An 18,755-nucleotide genomic window follows, 5' to 3' on the forward strand; every position below is an offset into this window, starting at 1 on the left:
GACGTCTGAGAAACCCCTCATCCGTCGTCCTTCGGACGACACCTTCTCCCGCAAGGGGAGAAGGATCAGATCAGAGCGTCACCACCACCTTGCCGAACGCGCCCTTGTCGGCGCGGGCGTAGGCGGCCTCGATGGCGTCGAGGCCGAACACCGCGTCGACCTGCGGGACGATCCCCTTGGCCGCCACGAAGTCCGACAGCGCCTGATGGTCGGCGCGCGAGCCGACAGAGATGGCCGTGGCGCGCTGGGCCATCATCACCATGGCCGAGGCGTCCAGCGTTCCGCCGAAGCCGTCCAGGGCGCCGATGACGGCCACGTGGCCGCCGACGCCGAGCGAGGCCTGCGACTTGGCCAGGGTGCCCGCGCCGCCCAGTTCCAGGGCGTGTTGCACGCCGCCGAAAGAGGCCTCCTTCACCGGGCCTTCCCAGTCGGGCGTGGTGCGATAGTTCACCGTCAGGTCGGCGCCCAGCTGCGCGGCGCGGGCCAACTTGGCGTCGTCGCCGCCGACCACGGCCACCTTGGCCCCGAAGGCCTTGGCGATCTGCAGGCCCCACAGCGAGACGCCGCCGGTGCCCAGAGTCACCACCCAGTCGCCGGCCTGCAGGCCGCCGTGCGTGACAAGCGAGGCCCAGGCCGTGACGCCCGAGCAGGTCAGGGTCGCGCCCTGCACGAAGTCGAGGCTGTCGGGCAGCTTCACGACCCCGCCGGCCGACAGCACAACGTGCTCGGCCAGCACGCCGGCGCCGCCCGCGCCCAGCGACGAGATCACCGCCGGGAACGTGATGCGGCCGCCGGCCCAGTTCTGGAAGAAGGTCGAGGCGACGCGGTCGCCCACGGCCAAGCCCTCGACGCCTTCACCAATAGCCACGATCTCGCCGGAGGCGTCCGACAGCGGGGTGAAGCCGTCGGCCTCGCCCACCGGATACCAGCCCTGGCGGATCATCACGTCGCGGCGGTTCAGGGCCACGGCGCGCACCCGCACGAGCACCTCGCCCGGGCCCGGCGTCGGGGTCGGCACGATGGACTCGGCCAACTCGAAGCCCTGGCCGGCGCGGACGAGGGAGAAACGGCGATCGGTCATGGGCGGGGTCCACTGAAGGGGGGTGTTCGGAGGCGTGGTTTCGACGCCGGCCGCGAAGGCCAGCAGGGTCTCGGCGAAGATCTCGGGTTCCAGCTCGGGCGCGGCGACGCCGGTCTTGCCCTGGGTGGTGACCACCACGCCCGGACGGGCCTTGCGGATGCGGCCGACGAAGCCGGCCAGCGGATCGTCCGCCGCCTGCAGCACGGTCACCGGGCAGGTCACGCCCTCGAAGACGCTGGCGAAGTCCTGGTCGAAGATCGCCCCGAAGGCCTGGTTGCGGCCGTCCGGGGCGCCGATCGCGCCCAGGAACTCGGTCTGCACCAGTTGGGCGTCGAAGCGGGGCAGCAGCCCCTTCATCGTGCCCCAGGACTGGATCAGATAGGCGCCGTGCGCGTCGATCGGCGCGGCCTGGCCGACCTGGGCGCGGAACATCTCGCGCTCCTCGGCGGTGGCGAACAGCACCCCGTTAAGCAGCAGCGAGCGTACGCGGTCGGGCGCGGCCACGGCGATCTCGGCGCCGATGTGGGTGCCGGTATGGTGGCCGGCCAGGTGGAAACGCTCGACGCCCAGGGCGTCCAGGGCCGCCAGCAGCCAGGCGCCGTAATCCACCGTCGAGGGCAGGCCTTCGGGCTTGAACGACTGGCCAAAGCCGGGCGTGTCCAGCGCGATCGCCGCGCGACGGTCCGCCAGGCGCGCCAGCACGCCGTCGAAACAGGCCGAGCTGACCGGGGTGCGGTGCAGAAGCACGATCGGATCGCCGGGCCCGTCCACCCGGCGCAGGTGCACCTGGCCGGCGGGCGTATCGGCATAGGCTTTGCGGATGAGCGTCAAGGGCGGCTCCAGCGGGAATCTTCGAGCCTCGGTCCTAGCGCCCGGCCCTCGCCCGCTCCCCTCGCCCGAGGCCGTTATCCGCACAGCGGCGAAGATCGCCGCCGCCCCGCCCTCGCCTTCAAGGCCGGTTCAAGTCGGCGCAGCAACGAACAAGAGAGCACGCCATGACCACGGTCCTGATCACCGGCGCCAATCGCGGCATCGGCCTGGAGCACGTCCGCCAATACGCCGCTGCCGGCGCGGACGTCATCGCCACCTGCCGCGATCCGGGCGCGGCCGACGAGCTGCAAGCCATCGCCGCCGCTCATCCGGGCAAGGTGCGCATCGAGGCCCTGTCGGTGAACGACGCGGCCTCCGTCACCGCTTTGGCCGAGCACCTGAAAGGCGTGGCCATCGATGTGCTGATCAACAACGCCGGCACCTACGGCCCCATCCCCCTGCCCGACGGCATGGCCCACCAGACCCTGTCCGGCATGGACTACGACATCTGGGCCGATATCCTGGCGACCAACGTCGTCTCGCCGTTCCGCATCACCGCCGCCCTGATCGACAACCTCAAGGCCGGCGAGACCAAGACCATCGTCATGATGTCCAGCGGCCTGGCCTCGATCGGCACCAACGTCTACGGCGGCTCGCACGCCTATCGTTCGTCCAAGGCGGCGCTGAACATGCTGGCCAAGGGCCTGGCGGTCGAGCTGAAGGGCGACGGCGTCACCGTCATCGCCATGGCCCCGGGATGGACCCGCACCGCCCTCGGCGGCCCCGACGCGCCCTACTCGGTCGAGGAAAGCGTCGCCGGCCAGCAGAAGGTGATCGCGGGGCTGAGCCTGGAGGATACCGGGAAGTTCCTCGACCTGGCGGGGGCGGAAGTGGCTTGGTGAGGTCTTCCTCCAGGAACCAACCCGACGGAGAGGCGTCTGCTTGGTGAACCCTCATCTTCCGTAAAATCCCCGCGAAAGCGGGGACCCAGGTGTTTTATCGTCGAGCGCCGTGGGTTTCAGAAAAAGCCTGGGTCCCCGCTTTCGCGGGGATTTTACGGGGAGGGGTAGCGCCGCCAGCGGCGTAACCCTTCCCCCATAGGCAGAGTTCTCGGTCAGCGCCCCCTACCGCAAATTCAGCACCGCATAGACCTTCTCCACCACCTGCTGCGGCGAGAACGGCTTCAGCAGGTAGGTGGTCGCGCCCGCGCCCATGGCGGTGGCGATGCGGTCCAGGCGGCCGTCGCCGGTCAGCATGACCACCGGGGTCTCGCGATGCTCGTCGCTGGCTCGCAGCATCTTCAGCAGCTCGGTGCCGTCGACGTCGGGCATGCGGATGTCGATCAGCCAGATCGAGGGCTTGTCCATGGCCGCGGCGTGCAAGGCGCTGCGGGCGGACTCGAAGGCCTGGACGAGATAGCCGGACTTGGCCAGCGCCCCTTCGAGAAAGGCGAGCAGCACCGGGTCGTCGTCGACCACGAACACCCGCCCCTTGATCCAGCTGCGCTCCATGCGGCCTCGTTCGCGCATTAACCGTGCGAGCCACACTCTCACAAGGCTTTGCGGTCGAAAACGGCGCGGAGGTTGCAGCCAGGGACAGCTCGCCCCGGCTGCTCATCTCTTAGCCGTACGCCATTCCGCGCTGCACGCCGGCCCGCGCGCCGACGAAGGCCTCGTAGCGGGCCAGGTTCGGGTAAGGCCCAAGCCCGCCCTCCAGCCGCTTGGCCGAATTGGCGACCACCGGGAAGAACAGAGCGTCGAGGATCGTGAACCGTCCGCCCAGCATGTAGTCGCGGGTCGAAAGCCGCGCGTCGAACGCCGCCAGCTGCTCGTGGCAGTCGGCGATCGAGCGCTCGATCAGCCACGGCGTCTTCTCGGGCGCCAGGAAGGTCGCCACGAACTGGTTCGTGAAGGCGCCGGCCACCGACGACGACACCGCCGAGGCCCACATCAGAAACTCGGCCTGTTCGACCGGTCCCTTGGGCAGCAGCGCGCCGCCGGCCTTCTCGGCCAGGTACCAGGCGATGGCCAGGGTCTCGGACACCACGATCGGCGCGCCGTCCGGGCCGTCGGGATCGACGATGGCCGGCGCCTTGCCGAACGGGCTGAGCGCCTTGTAGGGCGCCTGCTTGTGCTCGCCGGCCATCAGGTCGACCGGGGTGGCCGCATAGGCCAGCCCCGTCTCCTCCAGCACGATCCGCGCCTTCTGGCCGTTGGCCGTGTTGACGGTGTGGAACTGGATCATCGCTGCAAGCTCCTCAGGCCGTGGCCGCTTCGAGCTCGAGGCTCTTGTACATCGACTGCAGCAGCAGGTACTCGCGGCGCTGCTCCGGGTCGGCCAGGATCTGGCGCATCTTGGCCTCGCGCTCGGCATAGGCCTCGGCGGTGCCGGCCTCCATCGCCGCCTTGTTGGCGATGGTCTGGGTCTGGATGAACTTGTGCATCACCGCCCGCCGCTGGCGGTCGTAGAGCGGCAGCAGCTTCTCCGGATCGGCCTTGTCCTTCAGGATGGCGACCAGCTTCTCGGTCAGGCTCCAGACGTCGTGGATGCCCGAGTTCATGCCGAACCCGCCCAGCGGATTGTTGAGGTGGGCGGCGTCGCCCGCCAGCAGCACCCGACCCACATGGTAGGTCTTGGCCACCCGCTGGTGCACCTTGTAGAGCGTGCGGTGCACGGTCTGGATCGCCTCGCCGTCGCCGACCAGCCCGCCCAGCACCTCGGCCTTCTTGGCGTCCGAGAGCAGGCTCTCGTCGCTTTCCTCGCCGTTGGCCGGCACCAGGATACGCCACAGCGACGGCACCCGCAGCAGCACGCACCACTCCTTGGGATCGGCCACGTAGTTGACGTGGGCCAGCCCGTTGAAGTGGTCCTCCAGCGGCCAGTCGGTCGACAGGGTCAGGAACTTCTCCGGATAGGTGAAGCCCTCGAACTCGACGTCCAGCCACTTGCGGACGATCGAATTGGCCCCGTCGGCGCCGATCAGATAGTCGCAGCGCACCTGCTCGATGCCGAACGGCGCCTCGATCGAGACGGTGACGCCCTGATCGTCCTGGGTGAAGTGGGCCAGGCGGTGCGAGAACCGCACCTGCCCGTTCGGATGGCCGGCCAGCTTCTCGGTCAGCAGGCGCGCCAGCTTGAACTGCTCGCACTGCAGCCGGTACGGATGCTCGCTGATGTCGGACAGCTCGCCCATGTCGAAGGCCAGCACCTCGCCCGTCGTGCGGTTGCGATAGTGATAGACCGGCGCGCGCAGGCCCTGGGCCTCCAGGTCCTCCAGCACGCCCAGCGCCTTCATCATGTCGAGCGTCGGCGGATGCATGGTCGAGGCCCGAAGGTCCTCGGGACAGCGCGGCGCGCTCTCCAGCAGCAACACATCGACGCCGAGCTGCGCCAGCCGATAGGCGGCCACCGAGCCCACGGGCCCGGCGCCCGCTACGACGACTTGGAATCGTTCCACGGAACCTCGCTAGTTTTTGGTCGGCGGATGCGGGCGCGGCTTCCCCACGCGCCCCGTCACACGCGTCAATCTCAGTCGACGACGATCATGCGGACCACGACGGTCCCCGCGCCCTGGCGCAGGACCTTGGCGGCCTGGTATTCCGGCGAATGCAGATAGGCCTTGGCGGCCGCCGCGTCGGGATAGCGGGTGACGATCACGCGCTCGCCCTCGGGCACCTCGCCCTCCAGGACCTCGGTGACGGGCCCCCGCACATAGGTCTCGCCGCCGAAGCGCTCTGCAAGGCCGGCGATGGCCTTCACGTATTCGCCGAAGCGGGGCGCGTCGGTGATGACGGTCGTCGCGATGATAAAGGCGGCCATGGTCTCGTCCCCCGGGAAGAATTTCCGTTGTGGTTCAACGGCGACCCTAGCGACGCCCGCCCATCCCGCTTCCCCGGCGCTTTTTCCTATCCGCCGGGCGGATATCGGCCGCTGGGCTGCGGCGCGGGCGATCCGGCTTTGCCATTCCTCGACCATCGAAACGTCGAGGGAAGCGTCATGCCGGATTCATTGGGACACCGCCTGAAGTATGCGGTGATCGCGCCGTCGACCAACACGAGCGTCCAGCCCGAATACGACGACATGCGCCCGCGGGGCGTCACCAACCACTTCGAGCGGATCGCCATTCCGGACACCAAGGTCACCGACGACGAGTCGTTCATGGTGATGCTGCAGAACATCCGCGACGCGACGATGGACAGCGTCGACGTGGCCATGACCATGGACCCGGCCTGCGTGGTCATGGGCATGTCGGCCGAAACCTTCTGGGACGGCGCCGACGGCGCCGAGCGCCTGACCCAGCGCATGCTGGAGCGCACCAAGGGCGTCCCGGTCGTGATGGGCTCCACCGCCGTCGACGCGGCGCTGAAGGCCTATGGCGGCATCAAGAAGATCGGGGTCATCACCCCCTACATGCCGGTCGGCGACAACCAGGTGCGCAAGTTCTTCGAGGACCTGGGCTACGAGGTCACCCAGGTGAAGGGCCTGAAATCGCCCTCGCCGATGCTGATCGCTCACGAGAGCCCCCAGACCCTGAAGCGCGCAGCCATCGAGGTGTCGGAAGGCGCCGACGCCGTCGTCCAGTGCGGCACCAACCTGGCCTTCGCCAAGGTCGCCGGGATCGCCGAGTTCTGGCTGGAGAAGCCGGTCGTGGCCATCAACACCGCCACCTACTGGCACGCTCTCCGGAGCATGGGAATCCAGGACAAGATCGACGGCTTCGGCTCGCTCCTGCTCGAGCACTAGGGATCAAAGGCATCAGTATGGAATACGATTACGTTCCGCTTCCGCACCGCAAGCCGCTGACCTGGCCGAACGGCGCGCGCGTGGCCCTGGTCATGACCTTCAACCTGGAGACCTGGGACCTCACCAAGCCCACCAAGGAGAAGTACTACGCCGGCGGGCCGCCGATCCTGCCCGACGTGCTGGCCGGCGATACGCCTGACTTCCCCAACTACACCTGGCGCGAATACGGCCAGCGGGTGGGCATCTGGCGGCTGTTCGACCTGTTCGACGAAATGGGCGTCAAGGCCAGCTGCACCACCAACGCGGTGACCTTCGAGCGCCGCAAGGCCATGACCGACGCCTGCCTTGAGCGCGGCTGGGAGCTTCTGGCCCACAACTGGGAACAGGGCGAGCTGCTGAGCGACTTCGCCCATGAACCGGCCAAGGAGCGCGACATCGTCCTGCGCTCGCTGGAGCAGTACGAGCGCTTCGTCGGCAAGCGAGCCAAGGGCTGGCTGTCCTCGTCCCTGCGCGGCACGCTGCAGACCGCCGACATACTGGCCGAGCATGGCTGCACCTTCTATTGCGACCTGCTCAACGACGACCAGCCCTACCTGCTGCGCACGCCCAACGGCCCGATCGTCTCGACGCCCTATTCCAACGAGATCAACGACTTCACCCTGCTCACCCGTCGCGGCCACACCACCGACGAGTACCGCGACGTGCTGATCGAGGAACTGAACGTCCTCTACAAGGAAGGCGCCGCCTCGGGCCGGCTGATGAACGTGGGCATCCACCCGCACGTCTCGGGCCGGGCCTATCGCATCCGCGCCCTGCGCGAGTTTATCCAGCACGCCAAGAGCCTGCCGGGCGTGTGGTTCGCCACCCGCGAGGAGATCGCCGACTGGTATCTGCAGAACCACGAGAGCCACATCCCGACGGGCGCAGGCCAGTGACCAGCTCGGCCCAGCGCCTGCGCGAGCGGCTGGCGTCCGGCTCCGACGGCCGCCGCCGGCTGCTGGCCGCGCCGGGCTGCTACGACGGCTTCTCGGCCCTGCTGGTCGAGCAGGCCGGCTTCGAGGCGGCCTTCCTGTCGGGCGCGGCGCTGTCGCTGGCCCGCCTGGGGCGTCCCGACGTCGGCCTGGTCGGCGTCGGCGAGCTGGCCGACGCGGTGCGGGCGATCTGCGACCGCGTCGGGATCCCGCTGATCGTCGACATCGACACGGGCTTCGGCAACGCGCTGAACACCCAGCGGACGGTCAAGGTGCTGGAACGCGCCGGGGCCGCCGCCGTGCAGCTCGAGGACCAGACTTTCCCCAAGCGCTGCGGCCACATGCGCGGCAAGGGCGTGATCCCGCTGCCCGAGATGGTCGGCAAGGTCCGCGCCGCGCTGGACGCCCGTTCGGAAACCCTGGTCGTCGCCCGCACGGACGCACTGGGCGTCGAGGGACCCGAAGCCGCCATGGACCGTGCCGAAGCCTATCTGGAGGCCGGCGCCGACATCGTCTTCGTCGAGGGTCCCCGCACCCTGGAAGAGACCAAGGCCGTGGCCGAGCGCTTCGCCGCCCGCGTTCCCCTGGTCCACAACCTCGTCGAGGGCGGGATCACCGCCGTGCGCACGGGCGCGGAGCTGCAGGACCTGGGCTTCGCCATCGCCCTGCATCCGATGCTGCTGCTGCACGGCCTGGCCCGCTACGCGCCCGAATGGCTCGCCAAGCTGCGCTCGGACGGCACGACCGACGGCCTCGACATTCTCGACCTTCCTCGCCTCAACGCGGTCGCCGGGCTGGACGCCCTGCTGGCCGACGCGGCGACCTACGCTTAAAGTTCGGAGACTAGCCTATGCGTCCCCAGCACCTGATCGTCGCCGGCGCCGGCATCGGCGGCCTGACCGCGGCCATCGCCCTGGCCCGCGCCGGCCACACCGTCGAGGTGCTGGAGCAGGCCCCCGCCCTGGGCGAGATCGGCGCCGGCGTCACGCTGGCTCCCAACGCCATGCGGGTCTACCACCACCTGGGCCTGGCCGAGGCGATCACCACGGCCGGCGTCGAACCCCAGCGCCAGCGGGTGCAGCACTGGGCCGACGGCCGCGACCTGGTCGCCTTCGAGCGCGGCCAGAAGGTGCGCGACCTCTACGGCGCGCCCTACGTCTACATCCACCGCGCCGACCTGCACGCCATCCTGGTCGAGGCCCTGGAGGCCACCGGCCGCGCCACCGTGCGCCTGTCCAGCCCTTGCGTCGCCGCCGAGCCGACCGCCGACGGCGCGATCGCCACCCTGGCCGACGGGACCGTGCTGACCGCCGACGCAGTGATCGGCGCCGATGGCGTCAAGTCGGGCGTCCGCAAGGGCTTCGACCCGGGCGAGCCGCACTTCACCGGCCACGTCGTCTGGCGCGCCATCGTGCCGGTCGAAGGTCCGCTGCTGGAGGATCTGGCCCACTTCCCCGGCATCCACATCGGCCCGGGCCGCATGGCCGTGCGCTATCCGCTGCGCAATTCGACCCTGCTGAATCTGGTGTTCTTCGCCCGCCAGGAGGGCTGGGCCGAGGAAGGCTGGACGATCCGCGCGGATCTGGCCGACCTGCGCAAGACCTTCGAGGGCTGGAGCAGCGACGTCCAGGCCCTGCTCGACACCATCGATCCGGCCGCCCTCTACAAGTGGGCCGTCTTCGCCCGCCAGCCGCTGAAGACCTGGGTGCGCGGCGGCCGGGTGGCCCTGCTGGGCGACGCCGCCCACGCCATGACCCCTTTCCTCGGCCAAGGCGCCGCCGCCGCCATCGAGGACGCCCTGGTCCTGGCCCGCGCCTTCGAAGCCGCGTCCGATGTCCCCGAGGCCCTGGCCCGCTACGAAGCCGCCCGCAAGGAGCGCTGCGGCTTCATCCAGGTCGAGTCGAACCTCAACGCCGACCGCCTGGAAGGCGACGAGGCCCACCTCTACGGCATGACCGAGATCAAGAACGAAGAGACCCTGGGCCTGTTCGCCTACGATGCGGGGGCGGTGGAGGTTTAAGCGCCCTCCCCCAACTCCCCCAACTCCCCAAACTCCCGTCATTCCCGCCCTTGTGGCGGGAAACCCTGGTTCCGCTCGTAGGTGAAGCGAAAGCGGATCGCTGGCGATCCGCCCCATCTACCCTTGTGGCTGACAGAGGGGTTCCCGCCACAAGGGCGGGAATGACGGGAAGAAGGGGTGAGCCGGCGAACATTCGCCCTTCCCCTACGGCCGCCCCTTCCCTGCCCAGCGCCCTCTCTCCACCTGCCTCCCCCGCGTGCTGACCGCCTAGCGGAGCATCCGCTGAACGCAATATTTTGACTGATCGGTCCCCTTCAGATTAGCGTCAGTTCGCGCCGCCCTTCCGGGCCGGCTGTTTGGAGGCCGCCATGTCCGCCGAGATGCTCAACACCTTCCAGCAGGTCGACCACCCGATCCTGCCCAAGCCGACCCACGACGAAGCGTCGCGCCAGGAATTCACCAAGAGCTTCAAGCAGTTCATCCAGCAGGGTCTGCTGCCGGGCCTGGGTCCCGTGTTCGGCGTCCGCGCCGCCAAGGCCTTCGAGCGCGAGCATGGCCGCGCCCCCGCCGACCGCCGCGACATCCGCTCGGCCATGGTCAAGGACCTCTACTTCCAGCATTACGCGGCGGCCAACCGCATCGCCCAGGAGCTGCTCTGGGAATCGACCAACGTCACGATCGACCGCGAACTGCCCGACCTGATCGAGAAGGCCCGCGGCCTGTCGGCGTCGGCCAAAGGCAAGCTCGACCTGCCGGAAGAGTTCGAGACCCCGCGCTACGTCACCTCGATCGACATCCACTGCATGCCCGGCGGCTATGCCGGCGCGGTGGCCCCGGACGACATCTCGACCGGCGCCCTCTACGACCGCGGCGTCTATCTCTACGCCATGGGCTATATGGGCCCGTTCAACGACGACATGGGCCGCTCGGTCTGCAACTACGTCAATCGTCGCCTCGACGGCTTCAAGCCCAAGCGGATCCTCGACCTGGGCTGCACGGTCGGCCACTCGACCCTGCCCTACAAGGAACTGTTCCCTGACGCCGAAGTCTGGGGCGTCGATGTCGCCGCGCCGCAGGTGCGCTACGCGCATGCTCGCGCAGCCGGTTTGGGCCTCGAGGTCAACTTCGCCCAGATGAACGCCGAAGAGACCCGCTTCGAGGCCGGTTCCTTCGACCTGATCGTCAGCCACATCCTGCTGCACGAGACGTCCGGCAAGGCCATGCCGCGCATCTTCAACGAGTGCCACCGCCTGCTGGCGCCCGGCGGCTACATGATCCACGCGGACCTGCCGCCGTTCGACAACATGGACCCGTTCACCCAGTTCATCCTCGACAACGAGACCTGGTACAACAACGAGCCCTTCTGGGGCGCCATGCGCGAGACCGACCAGGTCGCCCTGGCCAAGGCCGCCGGCTTCCCGCCCGAAAGCGTCAAGTTCGACACCGCGCCCATGGCCATCATGGAGTTCGTGGCCCAGCAGGCCGCCGGCTACAGCCAGGACGCCAGCGCGGCGGTCTCCGACCGTGAGTTCGCCGCCGGCGAATACGCTCCCGGCGGCGGCTGGGAAGTCCTGATCGCCCGCAAGGCCTGAGCAAAGTTCGGCACCTAGTTTTTGGGAAACAACACGATGAACGCCCACGCTCCGCAGGCCGAACGCCCGCACGTCATCCGCGACGCCAAGGGCAAGCGCCCTCAGTTCTACGACACCCCCGGGCTCGACCAGGCCATGTCGATGATCATGGTCCTGGCCAACGAACTGGCCGTGCTGCACGACCGTCTCGATTCCGCCGAACGCGTCCACGCCGCCAAGGGCCTGGACCTCTCCGCCGAGATCGAGGCCCTGCAGCTCGACCAGGCCGCCCTGGAGGCCCGCGAGGCCTGGCGCCAGGACTTCCTGGGCCGCCTGTTCTACCTGGCCCGCAAGGACGCCTCGGAAGCCGCCGCGGCCGACACGGCCGAGCGCTTCCGCGCCACCATCGAAGATATCGCCAAGACCTGATCCCGAGACCTGATCCGAGTAAGCTGATGCCCGTCAAGACGCGTACCGCCCCCGCCGCCTCCGGCCTCCTCGCACGCCTGGAGGCGATCGTCGGCAAGGACGGCGTCCTGACGGGCGAGGCCGCCCTGCCCTTCGCCACCGACGTCTATCGCACGCTGGAAACGCCGCTGGCCGTGGTTCGCCCGGCCGATGTCGAGCAGTTGCAGGCCGTCGTGCGCGAAGCGGCGGCGGCCGAGGTCGCCATCGTCCCGCGCGGCGGCGGCGCCTCCTATACCGACGGCTATCTGGCCGTCCGCACCGACAGCGTGCTGATCGACACCGGCGCCCTGAACCGCATTGTCGAGATCAACGAGACCGACGCCTATGTCACGGTCGAGGCCGGGGTCACCTGGGCTCAGCTGAAGGACACGCTGGATCCGCTTGGCCTGCGCACGCCGTTCTTCGGCCCGTTCTCGGGCCTGGCCGCCACGATCGGCGGGTCGATGTCGCAGCACGCCATCAGCCATGGGTCGGGCCAGTTCGGCAGCTCCGCGGAGTCGGCCGTGTCGCTCGATGTCGTCATCGCCGACGGCTCCTTGCTCCGCACCGGCTCGGCCGCCCGCGGCGGCTCGCCCTTCGCCCGCTGGTACGGCCCCGATCTGTGCGGCCTGTTCCTGGGCGACTGCGGCGCACTGGGGATCAAGGCCCGGATCACCCTGCCGCTGATCGCCAGGAAGCCCGCCTTCCAGTGCGCCTCCTTCGCCTTCGCCGACCTGCCCAGCCTGGCCCGCGCCATGCGAGCGGCGGCGCTGGAGAACCTCGACGACGAGCACTTCGCCATCGACGCGCCCCTGGCCCAGGGCCAGATCGCCCGCCAGGACAACGCCGCCGTCGTGCAGATGGCCCTGACCGTGCTGAAGAGCTCGCCGTCGCTGGTGGCCGGCCTCAAGCAGCTGAGCAAGATGGCCCTGGCCGGCGACCGCGCCCTGCGCAAGGCCGAGTACATGGTCCACTACATCCTCGAAGGGGTGGACGATCGCGAGGCCAAGGCGCGGCTGGACCGCCTGCGCACTCTGATGACGGCCGAGGGGGTCGAGATCCCCAACACCATGCCGACCATCGTGCGCGGCATGCCGTTCGCGCCGCTCTACAACGTGCTCGGTCCCAAGGGCGAGCGCTGGGCCCCGATGAACGGCGTCCTGCCCCACAGCCAGGTCGCCGCCTTCCACGCGGCGCTCGAGGCCCTCTACGCCAGCCACGCCGAAGAGATGACCGCCCGCGGCGTCTGGCGCGGCGGCATGTTCGAGGTGCTGCGCCCGTCCGGCTTCCTCTACGAGGTCGCCCTCTACTGGCCCGGCGAGCAGACCGCCTACCACGCCGGCGTCCTGCCGGCCGAGCACTTGGCCAGCCTGCCCCAGTACGTCGAAGACCCCGAGACCACGGCCTTCGTGCACAAGCTCAAGGCCCAGATCATCGCGCTCTACGGCCAGTACGACGCCGTGCACTTCCAGCTCGGAAAGCTCTACCCGTACGCCGATGTGCTGGAGCGCCCGGCGCTGGATCTGGTGCGCGCGGTCAAGGCGGCGGTGGATCCGAAGGGGGTCATGAACCCCGGAGCGCTGGGGCTCTAATAAACCTCTCCCATAGGGAGAGGGAGGGGCCCAGGCGAAGCCTGGGAGGGTGAGGGGTTACACCCTCACCCATTTTCACACTGACAGTCCACAAAATCGGAATGGGGACCGCCAACGGCTTACCCCCTCACCCTCCCACGCCTTCGGCGCGGGCCCCTCCCTCTCCCCATGGGAGAGGTGTTTCTGGGTTGGGAGAGGTGTCCCCCACGCACAAAAAAAGGCGCGGTCGTTTCCGACCGCGCCAGGTTCTCACTGCGCAGATGCAGCGGGGACGGAAGATCAGCTGCGCGCCTCGGGCGCCGCCCGCAGGGAACGCAGCAGGTTCTGGACGATGGCGTCGCGCTTGGCGTTCAGCTGGGCCTGCAGCTCAGGACCCGGCTGGAAGTTGTCGACCTCGGCGTTGGCCAGCACGCCGTGGCTTTCGAGCACGGCCTCCAGCACGTGGACGCGGTCGGTCAGCACCCAGACCTCGCGGGTCAGGGACAGGATCGCCTCGCCCAGGTCGTCGATCTGGTCGGCGGACAGCATCCGGCGGTTCACCGGCTCGGAGATCGGGCGCTCGAAGGTCTTCGGAGTCATCGCGTTCATGTCGCTCGCTCGTTGTCGGAAGGATCAGGCGGGCTTGTGGGCGCGCAGCACGTAGTAGGCGTGGGTCGGGGCCTGGGTGGCGCCCTCGACGTCGACGAAGCCGATGTCCTTGCAGATCTGCACCAGGTCCATGCTCGCCGAGGCGCGCCAGTAGGGCTCGCCGCCCCACTTGGCCAGGTAGTCGTAGCGCCAGGACGCCATCTTATCGATCTCGGCGTAGCGCGGCACGTCGGCCATGATGATGTCGCCGCCCGGCTTCAGCATCCGGAAGGCCTCTTCCAGGATCGACTTGATGATCCGCGGCGGGGCCTCGTGGAACAGGATGAAGGTGGTCACGAGATCGAAGCTCTCGTCGGCGAAACCGGAGTTCTCGCCGCCCTTGACCATCAGCTTCCAGTTCCAGCCCTTCTCGTTGGCCACGCGGCGGGCCTGTTCGAGCATGCGGGCCGACCAGTCGATGCCGGTGATCTGGGCTTCCGGGAAGGTCTCCTGCAGAGCCTGGGTGAAGTGGCCCGAGCCGCAGCCGATATCGAGGATTTCCTTGTAGTCTCGGCGCGGAGCCTGCTGGGCGGCCGCCCGGCGCTGGCCGAAGATGTCGCCGCCGTAGCCGCGCGCCACCAGTTGCTTGTGCACCAGCTCGCCGTGGACGTAGCCGGTGTGGTCGATGTGATCCCAGCCGCCGGTGGTGCGGTGGAACCAGACCTTGCTCCAGTAGCTGGGCGGGGTCTCGCCGTCGCCGTAGTCCAGCGTGGCCGGACCTTCGTCGAGGGTCTTCAGGTACGGCTCGAGAACCGCGCGGCGCTCCTCGAAGGCTTCGTCGCAGTGCGCGCCGTGGGTGCGCGAGGCCCATTCGCCGAACAGCTCGCGGATCTTGAAGATCTTGGAGTCGGCCAGGGTCTCGACGACCAGGGCGTGACGCTCATCCATGTCGTCGGGCAGGGTCTGGGCGTTGACGCCCTTCATGGCCAGTTCCGCCTCGGAGGCGAAGTGCAGGCCGAAGGTCGCCTTCGATACGCCCGCCTGGAAATCGAGCGACGCGCGACCGCGCTGGGCCAGTGCCGGAGCTTCCATGACGCACCTCTAAAACCTTGTTTCGATGAAGGACTTTACCCCCGCCGAAACGTCCCGAAAGGTCCGGCGGATCCGCTATCCGCAGAACGGTCAGCGGGTGGTGAAGCTCGGATCGGCGGCCCGCGCGGCCAGGCGCGCGACGGCGCCGGCGTCGCCGGCGGCATGGGCGAGGATCAGATCGGCCGAAGCCGCGATCGCCTGCGCCAGTCCCTCGGCCTGCGCGGGTCCCGGCAGTTCGAGCCGGCAGATCAGGCCGCCGAAATAGTGGTCGACGCCCGGCAGCACGAGCGCGTGGCGGTCGCCCGGCGGCGGGGCCTCGAAGGCGATCAAGCGCAGGCGCCAGTCATCGACGAAGCCCGGCAGCACGTCGGCGTCGCCGGTCTGCACCAGCAGCGGCGCGGCGGTGCTCGAAAAGCCCTCCGCCGAGATCAGCGGCGGCGTGACCGGCGGCGGCGACAGGGCGACCACGGCCTTCACGCGGCTGTCGAGCGTCGGCGCGCCCGGCGGGGCCAGCACGCTCGCGCCCCCGGCCGCCAGGGCCAGCAAGGCCCCGAACGAATGGCCGGCGGCGGCGAGGCCGAAACGCCCCTGCCCGGCCAGCCAGTCCAGGGTCGCGGCCTGGTCCTCCAGCCGCGTGCGCCAGACGGCGGCCTGGTCGTAGGCCTCGCGCTGCGGATGGTCGGTGCTGTCGACATGCAGGGGCGCGGCGACCAGCAGGCCCGCCGACGCCCAGCCTTCCAGCAGGGCCGCATACTTGCCCGGGGCCGAGAAGGCTCCGTGCGAGAAGGAAACCGCGGCCTTGGCCGGCCCGACGGGCCGCGCCACGGCGAGACCCACGATGCGATCGCCGACGGCGATCTCGACGATGTCCAGGCTCATCAGACGACCGCGCAGACCGTCTTCCATTCCAGGTAGCCGTCGAGGGCGACCTGGCCGCTGTCGCGTCCCCAGCCCGAGGCCTTGACCCCGCCGATCGGCAGGGCGTTGTCGTACATCGAGTGGCAGTTGATCCACACCGTGCCGGCCTTGATGCGGCGCGACAGGCGGTGGGCGTGCGACAGGCTCTCGGTCCAGATGCTGGCGGCCAGGCCGAACTCGCTGTCGTTGGCGGCGGCGACCACCTCGTCGATCTCGTCATAGGCCTGGACGACCACGACGGGTCCGAACACCTCCTCGCGGACGATGGCCATGTCGGAGGTGACCCGCGCCACCACGGCCGGGGTGACGAAGGTGCCCTCGTCGCCGCCCTGCACGCCGCCGGTCAGCACCTCGGCGCCGGCCGCCGCCGCGCCGGCCACGAAGCCGGCCACGCGGTCGGCCTGCTTGCGCGACACCAGCGGACCCATGTGGGTCGCCGGATCCAGGCCATGGCCCAGCTGCAGCCCCTTGGCCTGGGCCGCGACGCCCTCGACCACGCGGTCATAGATCGAGCGGTGCGCGTAGAGGCGCGAGCCGGCCACGCACACCTGGCCGGCGTTGAAGAAGATGGCGTTGGCCGCGCCGGGGATGGCCAGGTCGAGGTCGGCGTCGGGCAGGATCACCACCGGCGACTTGCCGCCCAGCTCCAGGCTGACCTTCTTGAGGTTGCCCTTGGCCGCGTCGAGGATCGCCCGGCCCGTCGGGGTCGAGCCGGTGAAGGCCACCTTGTCGACGTCCGGATGCGCAGCCAGGGCCGCCCCGGCCTCGCCGCCCAGGCCGGTCACAAGGTTCAGCACGCCGGCCGGGAAGCCGGCCTGCTGGACGAGTTCGGCCAGACGCACGGCGGTCAGCGAAGTGTCTTCGGCGGGCTTGAGCACCACGGTGCAGCCGGCGGCCAGGGCCGGCGCCAGCTTCATGGCCGTGAGCACCAGCGGCGAGTTCCACGGTACGATGGCGGCGACCACGCCGACCGGCTCGCGCAGGGTCCAGCTGGCCATCTGCTTGCCGGCCGGCTGGTAGTTGATCGAGCTGTCGATCGTACGGCCCTCGATGGCCGTCGCCAGGCCCGCATAGTAGCGGAACTGGTTCACCGCCCCGGGGATCTCGGCCCAGCGGCCGACATACAGCGGCTTGCCCTGGTCGAGCGTCTCCAGTTCGGCCAGCTCGTCGATATTGGCCTCGATCAGGTCGGCCAGGGTCCACAGCAGGCGCGAACGCTGCATCGGGGTGAGAGACGGCCACTCGCCGCCGTCGAAGGCCTTGCGGGCGGCCGCCACGGCGGCGTCCACGTCGGCCGCCCCGCCTTTGGCGATCTCGGCCAGGATGACGCCGGTGGCCGGATCCTTGGTCGCGAAGGTGTCGCCGCCATGAGCATCGACCCAGGCGCCGCCGATGAAGAGCTGCTTGCGACGCTTGGCGAGGAAGGCCTTGGCCCCCTCCGTCTGAGGTTCGACCGAACGGACGACGAAGGTCATGGCGCATTCCCCGGGACGCTGAAATTCCAGGCTCGACGCTAGTCCTCGCGACCTCGATTCACAGGGGTCGCGGAACGCCTATCCGCTGTGCGGGCGCCTTTGCGCGCAACCGTTTGCGAACCGCGCTAGAGCCTAGGGTCACGGCGTTTTCAGTGACGGTTTCCGGGGGCTTGGGATGACGACGATGAACGGACGCGGCGTGGATGAGATCCACGGCTACGCCCCTTTGCGACCCTTGGCCGGCGCGGCCGCGCCCTACGCGACGCCGGTGGTCGCCGGCGGCGTCTCGCAGGCCGCCCTCGACGCCGCCCAGGCTTTCTCCGACAGCTATGACGGCCTGGCCCTGCTGGTCTGGTCCGGCGGCGCGCTGCGCCACGAGACCTATGCGCCGCACATCACCAAGGACAGCCTGTTCGAGACCTTCTCGATGCACAAGTCGGCGCTGGGCCTGCTCTACGGCGCGGCCATCCGCGACGGGGCGATCGGCTCGATCGACGATCCGGTCGGGCTCTACATCGCCGAATGGCGCGACGATCCGCGCGGCCAGATCCCGCTGCGCCACCTGCTGGGCATGAGCTCGGGCCTGACCGTGCACAGCCTCGACAAGGGCGATCCCGTCGCCCTGGCCCTGATGCTGGGCGACCGGATCAGCGAGACCGCTCTCTCCGTCCAGGCCGAGCGCCCCTCCGGCGAGGTCTTCGACTACTACAACGTCGCCGCCCAGGTGGCGGGCCTGGCCCTGTCGCGCGCCGTCGCGGCCAAGGGCCTGGGCGACGCGGCGACCTATCTCTCGAAAGCCCTATGGGCGCCGATGGGCGGCGCGGACGCCCGGCTGTGGGTCGAGCGCGAGGACGGCGAGCCGCGCTTCTTCGCCGGCCTCCAGGCCCGGGCCCGCGACTGGCTGCAGTTGGGCCGCCTGGTCGCCGCCGGCGGCGCCATCGACGGCCGCCAGGTGCTGCCGGCCGACTGGATCGCCACGATCACCGCCGAGAACCCGCTCAACCCCGCCTACGGCCTGCTGGTCTGGCGCGCGGCGCCCATCGAAGGCGGCAAGCGCCTCTACGGCCCCTCCACCGCCTACGCCGCCCCGCACTCCGCGCCGTTCCTGGCCGATGACCTGATCTATTTCGACGGCTTCGGCGGCCAGCGGGTCTATGTCTCACCGTCGCGTGACCTGGTGATCGTGCGGATCGGCCGGCCGAGGCTCGATTTCGACGACGCGGCGCTGCCGAATTTGATCGTCGAGGGGCTGGAATAGACCCCCTCCCAGAGGGAGAGGGAGGGGCCCAGGCGAAGCCTGGGAGGGTGAGGGGTTACGCCGCTGACCGGAGCGCCGGCAAGCCGTCAAAAGTCCCACCGTCCAAGCCAACAAGCATGCCTCCCTCGTCCTCGTGGCGAGGGTCCATGCCGGCGACCGCTCAAACCTCGACCGTTCCGCCAAGGTCTGAGCAGCGGAACGATGGATCCT

The 18,755-nt window shown here is 69.4% G+C and carries 18 protein-coding genes; 9 read left to right on the plus strand and 9 right to left on the minus strand.

Annotated features, from left to right (window positions below):
• Nucleotides 1–70 precede the first annotated feature (70 nt).
• Nucleotides 71–1,912 carry an alpha/beta fold hydrolase gene (locus AC07N1_RS23245; RefSeq protein WP_494673947.1) on the minus strand — a complete coding sequence of 614 codons (1,842 nt, stop codon included), beginning with the start codon at nt 1,910–1,912 and terminating at the stop codon, nt 71–73.
• Nucleotides 1,913–2,076: 164 nt separating this feature from the next.
• Here AC07N1_RS23245 and AC07N1_RS23250 point away from each other — a divergent pair, with 164 nt between their 5' ends.
• Nucleotides 2,077–2,793 carry an SDR family oxidoreductase gene (locus AC07N1_RS23250; RefSeq protein ID WP_494673948.1) on the plus strand — a complete coding sequence of 239 codons (717 nt, stop codon included), beginning with the start codon at nt 2,077–2,079 and terminating at the stop codon, nt 2,791–2,793.
• A gap of 222 nt (nt 2,794–3,015) precedes the next feature.
• On the opposite strand, the gene AC07N1_RS23255 is transcribed toward AC07N1_RS23250, so the two are convergent.
• From AC07N1_RS23255 to AC07N1_RS23270, 4 genes are all read right to left on the minus strand, one after another.
• Nucleotides 3,016–3,402: a response regulator transcription factor gene (locus AC07N1_RS23255; protein WP_494673949.1), complete on the minus strand. Its 387-nt coding sequence runs from the start codon at nt 3,400–3,402 to the stop codon at nt 3,016–3,018.
• Between the two features lie 109 nt (nt 3,403–3,511).
• Nucleotides 3,512–4,135, minus strand: coding sequence for a glutathione S-transferase family protein (locus AC07N1_RS23260; RefSeq protein ID WP_494673950.1), 624 nt, complete (start codon nt 4,133–4,135; stop codon nt 3,512–3,514).
• A 13-nt stretch (nt 4,136–4,148) separates the two neighbouring features.
• Nucleotides 4,149–5,348 carry an FAD-dependent oxidoreductase gene (locus AC07N1_RS23265; protein ID WP_494673951.1) on the minus strand — a complete coding sequence of 400 codons (1,200 nt, stop codon included), beginning with the start codon at nt 5,346–5,348 and terminating at the stop codon, nt 4,149–4,151.
• A gap of 71 nt (nt 5,349–5,419) precedes the next feature.
• A complete protein-coding gene (locus tag AC07N1_RS23270) occupies nt 5,420–5,710 on the minus strand; it encodes a DUF1330 domain-containing protein (RefSeq protein WP_158285917.1) in 291 nt (96 codons plus the stop codon).
• Between the two features lie 177 nt (nt 5,711–5,887).
• Between AC07N1_RS23270 and AC07N1_RS23275 the strand changes: the two genes are divergently transcribed.
• The 7 genes from AC07N1_RS23275 to AC07N1_RS23305 all read left to right on the plus strand — a co-directional run bounded on the left by AC07N1_RS23275 (nt 5,888) and on the right by AC07N1_RS23305 (nt 13,235).
• Nucleotides 5,888–6,634 carry a maleate cis-trans isomerase family protein gene (locus tag AC07N1_RS23275; protein WP_494673952.1) on the plus strand — a complete coding sequence of 249 codons (747 nt, stop codon included), beginning with the start codon at nt 5,888–5,890 and terminating at the stop codon, nt 6,632–6,634.
• Nucleotides 6,635–6,651: 17 nt separating this feature from the next.
• Nucleotides 6,652–7,569 carry a polysaccharide deacetylase family protein gene (locus AC07N1_RS23280; protein ID WP_494673953.1) on the plus strand — a complete coding sequence of 306 codons (918 nt, stop codon included), beginning with the start codon at nt 6,652–6,654 and terminating at the stop codon, nt 7,567–7,569.
• The gene (locus AC07N1_RS23285) at nt 7,566–8,438 is read left to right on the plus strand and encodes an isocitrate lyase/PEP mutase family protein (RefSeq protein WP_494673954.1); all 873 of its coding nucleotides are present in this window, start codon (nt 7,566–7,568) and stop codon (nt 8,436–8,438) included. Before AC07N1_RS23280 ends, AC07N1_RS23285 begins: the two co-directional genes overlap by 4 nt.
• A 17-nt stretch (nt 8,439–8,455) precedes the next feature.
• A complete protein-coding gene (locus AC07N1_RS23290) occupies nt 8,456–9,625 on the plus strand; it encodes an FAD-dependent monooxygenase (protein WP_494673955.1) in 1,170 nt (389 codons plus the stop codon).
• 368 nt (nt 9,626–9,993) lie between these two features.
• Nucleotides 9,994–11,217 (plus strand): class I SAM-dependent methyltransferase, encoded by a 1,224-nt coding sequence (locus tag AC07N1_RS23295; RefSeq protein WP_494673956.1) that lies wholly within the window; start codon nt 9,994–9,996, stop codon nt 11,215–11,217.
• Between the two features lie 36 nt (nt 11,218–11,253).
• Nucleotides 11,254–11,625, plus strand: coding sequence for a hypothetical protein (locus tag AC07N1_RS23300; protein ID WP_494673957.1), 372 nt, complete (start codon nt 11,254–11,256; stop codon nt 11,623–11,625).
• Nucleotides 11,626–11,651: 26 nt separating this feature from the next.
• A complete protein-coding gene (locus AC07N1_RS23305) occupies nt 11,652–13,235 on the plus strand; it encodes an FAD-binding oxidoreductase (protein ID WP_494673958.1) in 1,584 nt (527 codons plus the stop codon).
• 279 nt (nt 13,236–13,514) lie between these two features.
• Here the strand turns inward: AC07N1_RS23305 and AC07N1_RS23310 are convergent, their stop codons facing one another.
• The 4 genes from AC07N1_RS23310 to AC07N1_RS23325 all read right to left on the minus strand — a co-directional run bounded on the left by AC07N1_RS23310 (nt 13,515) and on the right by AC07N1_RS23325 (nt 17,287).
• The gene (locus tag AC07N1_RS23310) at nt 13,515–13,823 is read right to left on the minus strand and encodes a hypothetical protein (protein ID WP_494673959.1); all 309 of its coding nucleotides are present in this window, start codon (nt 13,821–13,823) and stop codon (nt 13,515–13,517) included.
• 24 nt (nt 13,824–13,847) lie between these two features.
• Nucleotides 13,848–14,894, minus strand: coding sequence for a class I SAM-dependent methyltransferase (locus AC07N1_RS23315; protein WP_492854895.1), 1,047 nt, complete (start codon nt 14,892–14,894; stop codon nt 13,848–13,850).
• A 90-nt stretch (nt 14,895–14,984) separates the two neighbouring features.
• Nucleotides 14,985–15,773 carry an alpha/beta hydrolase gene (locus AC07N1_RS23320; protein WP_494673960.1) on the minus strand — a complete coding sequence of 263 codons (789 nt, stop codon included), beginning with the start codon at nt 15,771–15,773 and terminating at the stop codon, nt 14,985–14,987.
• Nucleotides 15,773–17,287: an aldehyde dehydrogenase family protein gene (locus AC07N1_RS23325; protein ID WP_494673961.1), complete on the minus strand. Its 1,515-nt coding sequence runs from the start codon at nt 17,285–17,287 to the stop codon at nt 15,773–15,775. Before AC07N1_RS23325 ends, AC07N1_RS23320 begins: the two co-directional genes overlap by 1 nt.
• Before the next feature lie 175 nt (nt 17,288–17,462).
• Here AC07N1_RS23325 and AC07N1_RS23330 point away from each other — a divergent pair, with 175 nt between their 5' ends.
• Entirely contained in the window at nt 17,463–18,545 is a 1,083-nt protein-coding gene (locus AC07N1_RS23330; protein WP_494673962.1) for a serine hydrolase domain-containing protein, read from the plus strand.
• Nucleotides 18,546–18,755 lie beyond the last annotated feature (210 nt).

The sequence above is a fragment of the Caulobacter sp. GW821-FHT09B11 genome (assembly GCF_059418205.1).

Bases quoted from the DNA above. Each gene is read 5' to 3' on its own strand.
- AC07N1_RS23250 (WP_494673948.1), top strand. From the start codon at position 2,077: ATGACCACGGTCCTGATCACCGGCGCCAATCGCGGCATCGGCCTGGAG.
- AC07N1_RS23255 (WP_494673949.1), bottom strand. From the start codon at position 3,402: ATGGAGCGCAGCTGGATCAAGGGGCGGGTGTTCGTGGTCGACGACGAC.
- AC07N1_RS23260 (WP_494673950.1), bottom strand. From the start codon at position 4,135: ATGATCCAGTTCCACACCGTCAACACGGCCAACGGCCAGAAGGCGCGG.
- AC07N1_RS23270 (WP_158285917.1), bottom strand. From the start codon at position 5,710: ATGGCCGCCTTTATCATCGCGACGACCGTCATCACCGACGCGCCCCGC.
- AC07N1_RS23275 (WP_494673952.1), top strand. From the start codon at position 5,888: ATGCCGGATTCATTGGGACACCGCCTGAAGTATGCGGTGATCGCGCCG.
- AC07N1_RS23280 (WP_494673953.1), top strand. From the start codon at position 6,652: ATGGAATACGATTACGTTCCGCTTCCGCACCGCAAGCCGCTGACCTGG.
- AC07N1_RS23290 (WP_494673955.1), top strand. From the start codon at position 8,456: ATGCGTCCCCAGCACCTGATCGTCGCCGGCGCCGGCATCGGCGGCCTG.
- AC07N1_RS23295 (WP_494673956.1), top strand. From the start codon at position 9,994: ATGTCCGCCGAGATGCTCAACACCTTCCAGCAGGTCGACCACCCGATC.
- AC07N1_RS23300 (WP_494673957.1), top strand. From the start codon at position 11,254: ATGAACGCCCACGCTCCGCAGGCCGAACGCCCGCACGTCATCCGCGAC.
- AC07N1_RS23305 (WP_494673958.1), top strand. From the start codon at position 11,652: ATGCCCGTCAAGACGCGTACCGCCCCCGCCGCCTCCGGCCTCCTCGCA.
- AC07N1_RS23310 (WP_494673959.1), bottom strand. From the start codon at position 13,823: ATGAACGCGATGACTCCGAAGACCTTCGAGCGCCCGATCTCCGAGCCG.
- AC07N1_RS23315 (WP_492854895.1), bottom strand. From the start codon at position 14,894: ATGGAAGCTCCGGCACTGGCCCAGCGCGGTCGCGCGTCGCTCGATTTC.
- AC07N1_RS23320 (WP_494673960.1), bottom strand. From the start codon at position 15,773: ATGAGCCTGGACATCGTCGAGATCGCCGTCGGCGATCGCATCGTGGGT.
- AC07N1_RS23325 (WP_494673961.1), bottom strand. From the start codon at position 17,287: ATGACCTTCGTCGTCCGTTCGGTCGAACCTCAGACGGAGGGGGCCAAG.
- AC07N1_RS23330 (WP_494673962.1), top strand. From the start codon at position 17,463: ATGACGACGATGAACGGACGCGGCGTGGATGAGATCCACGGCTACGCC.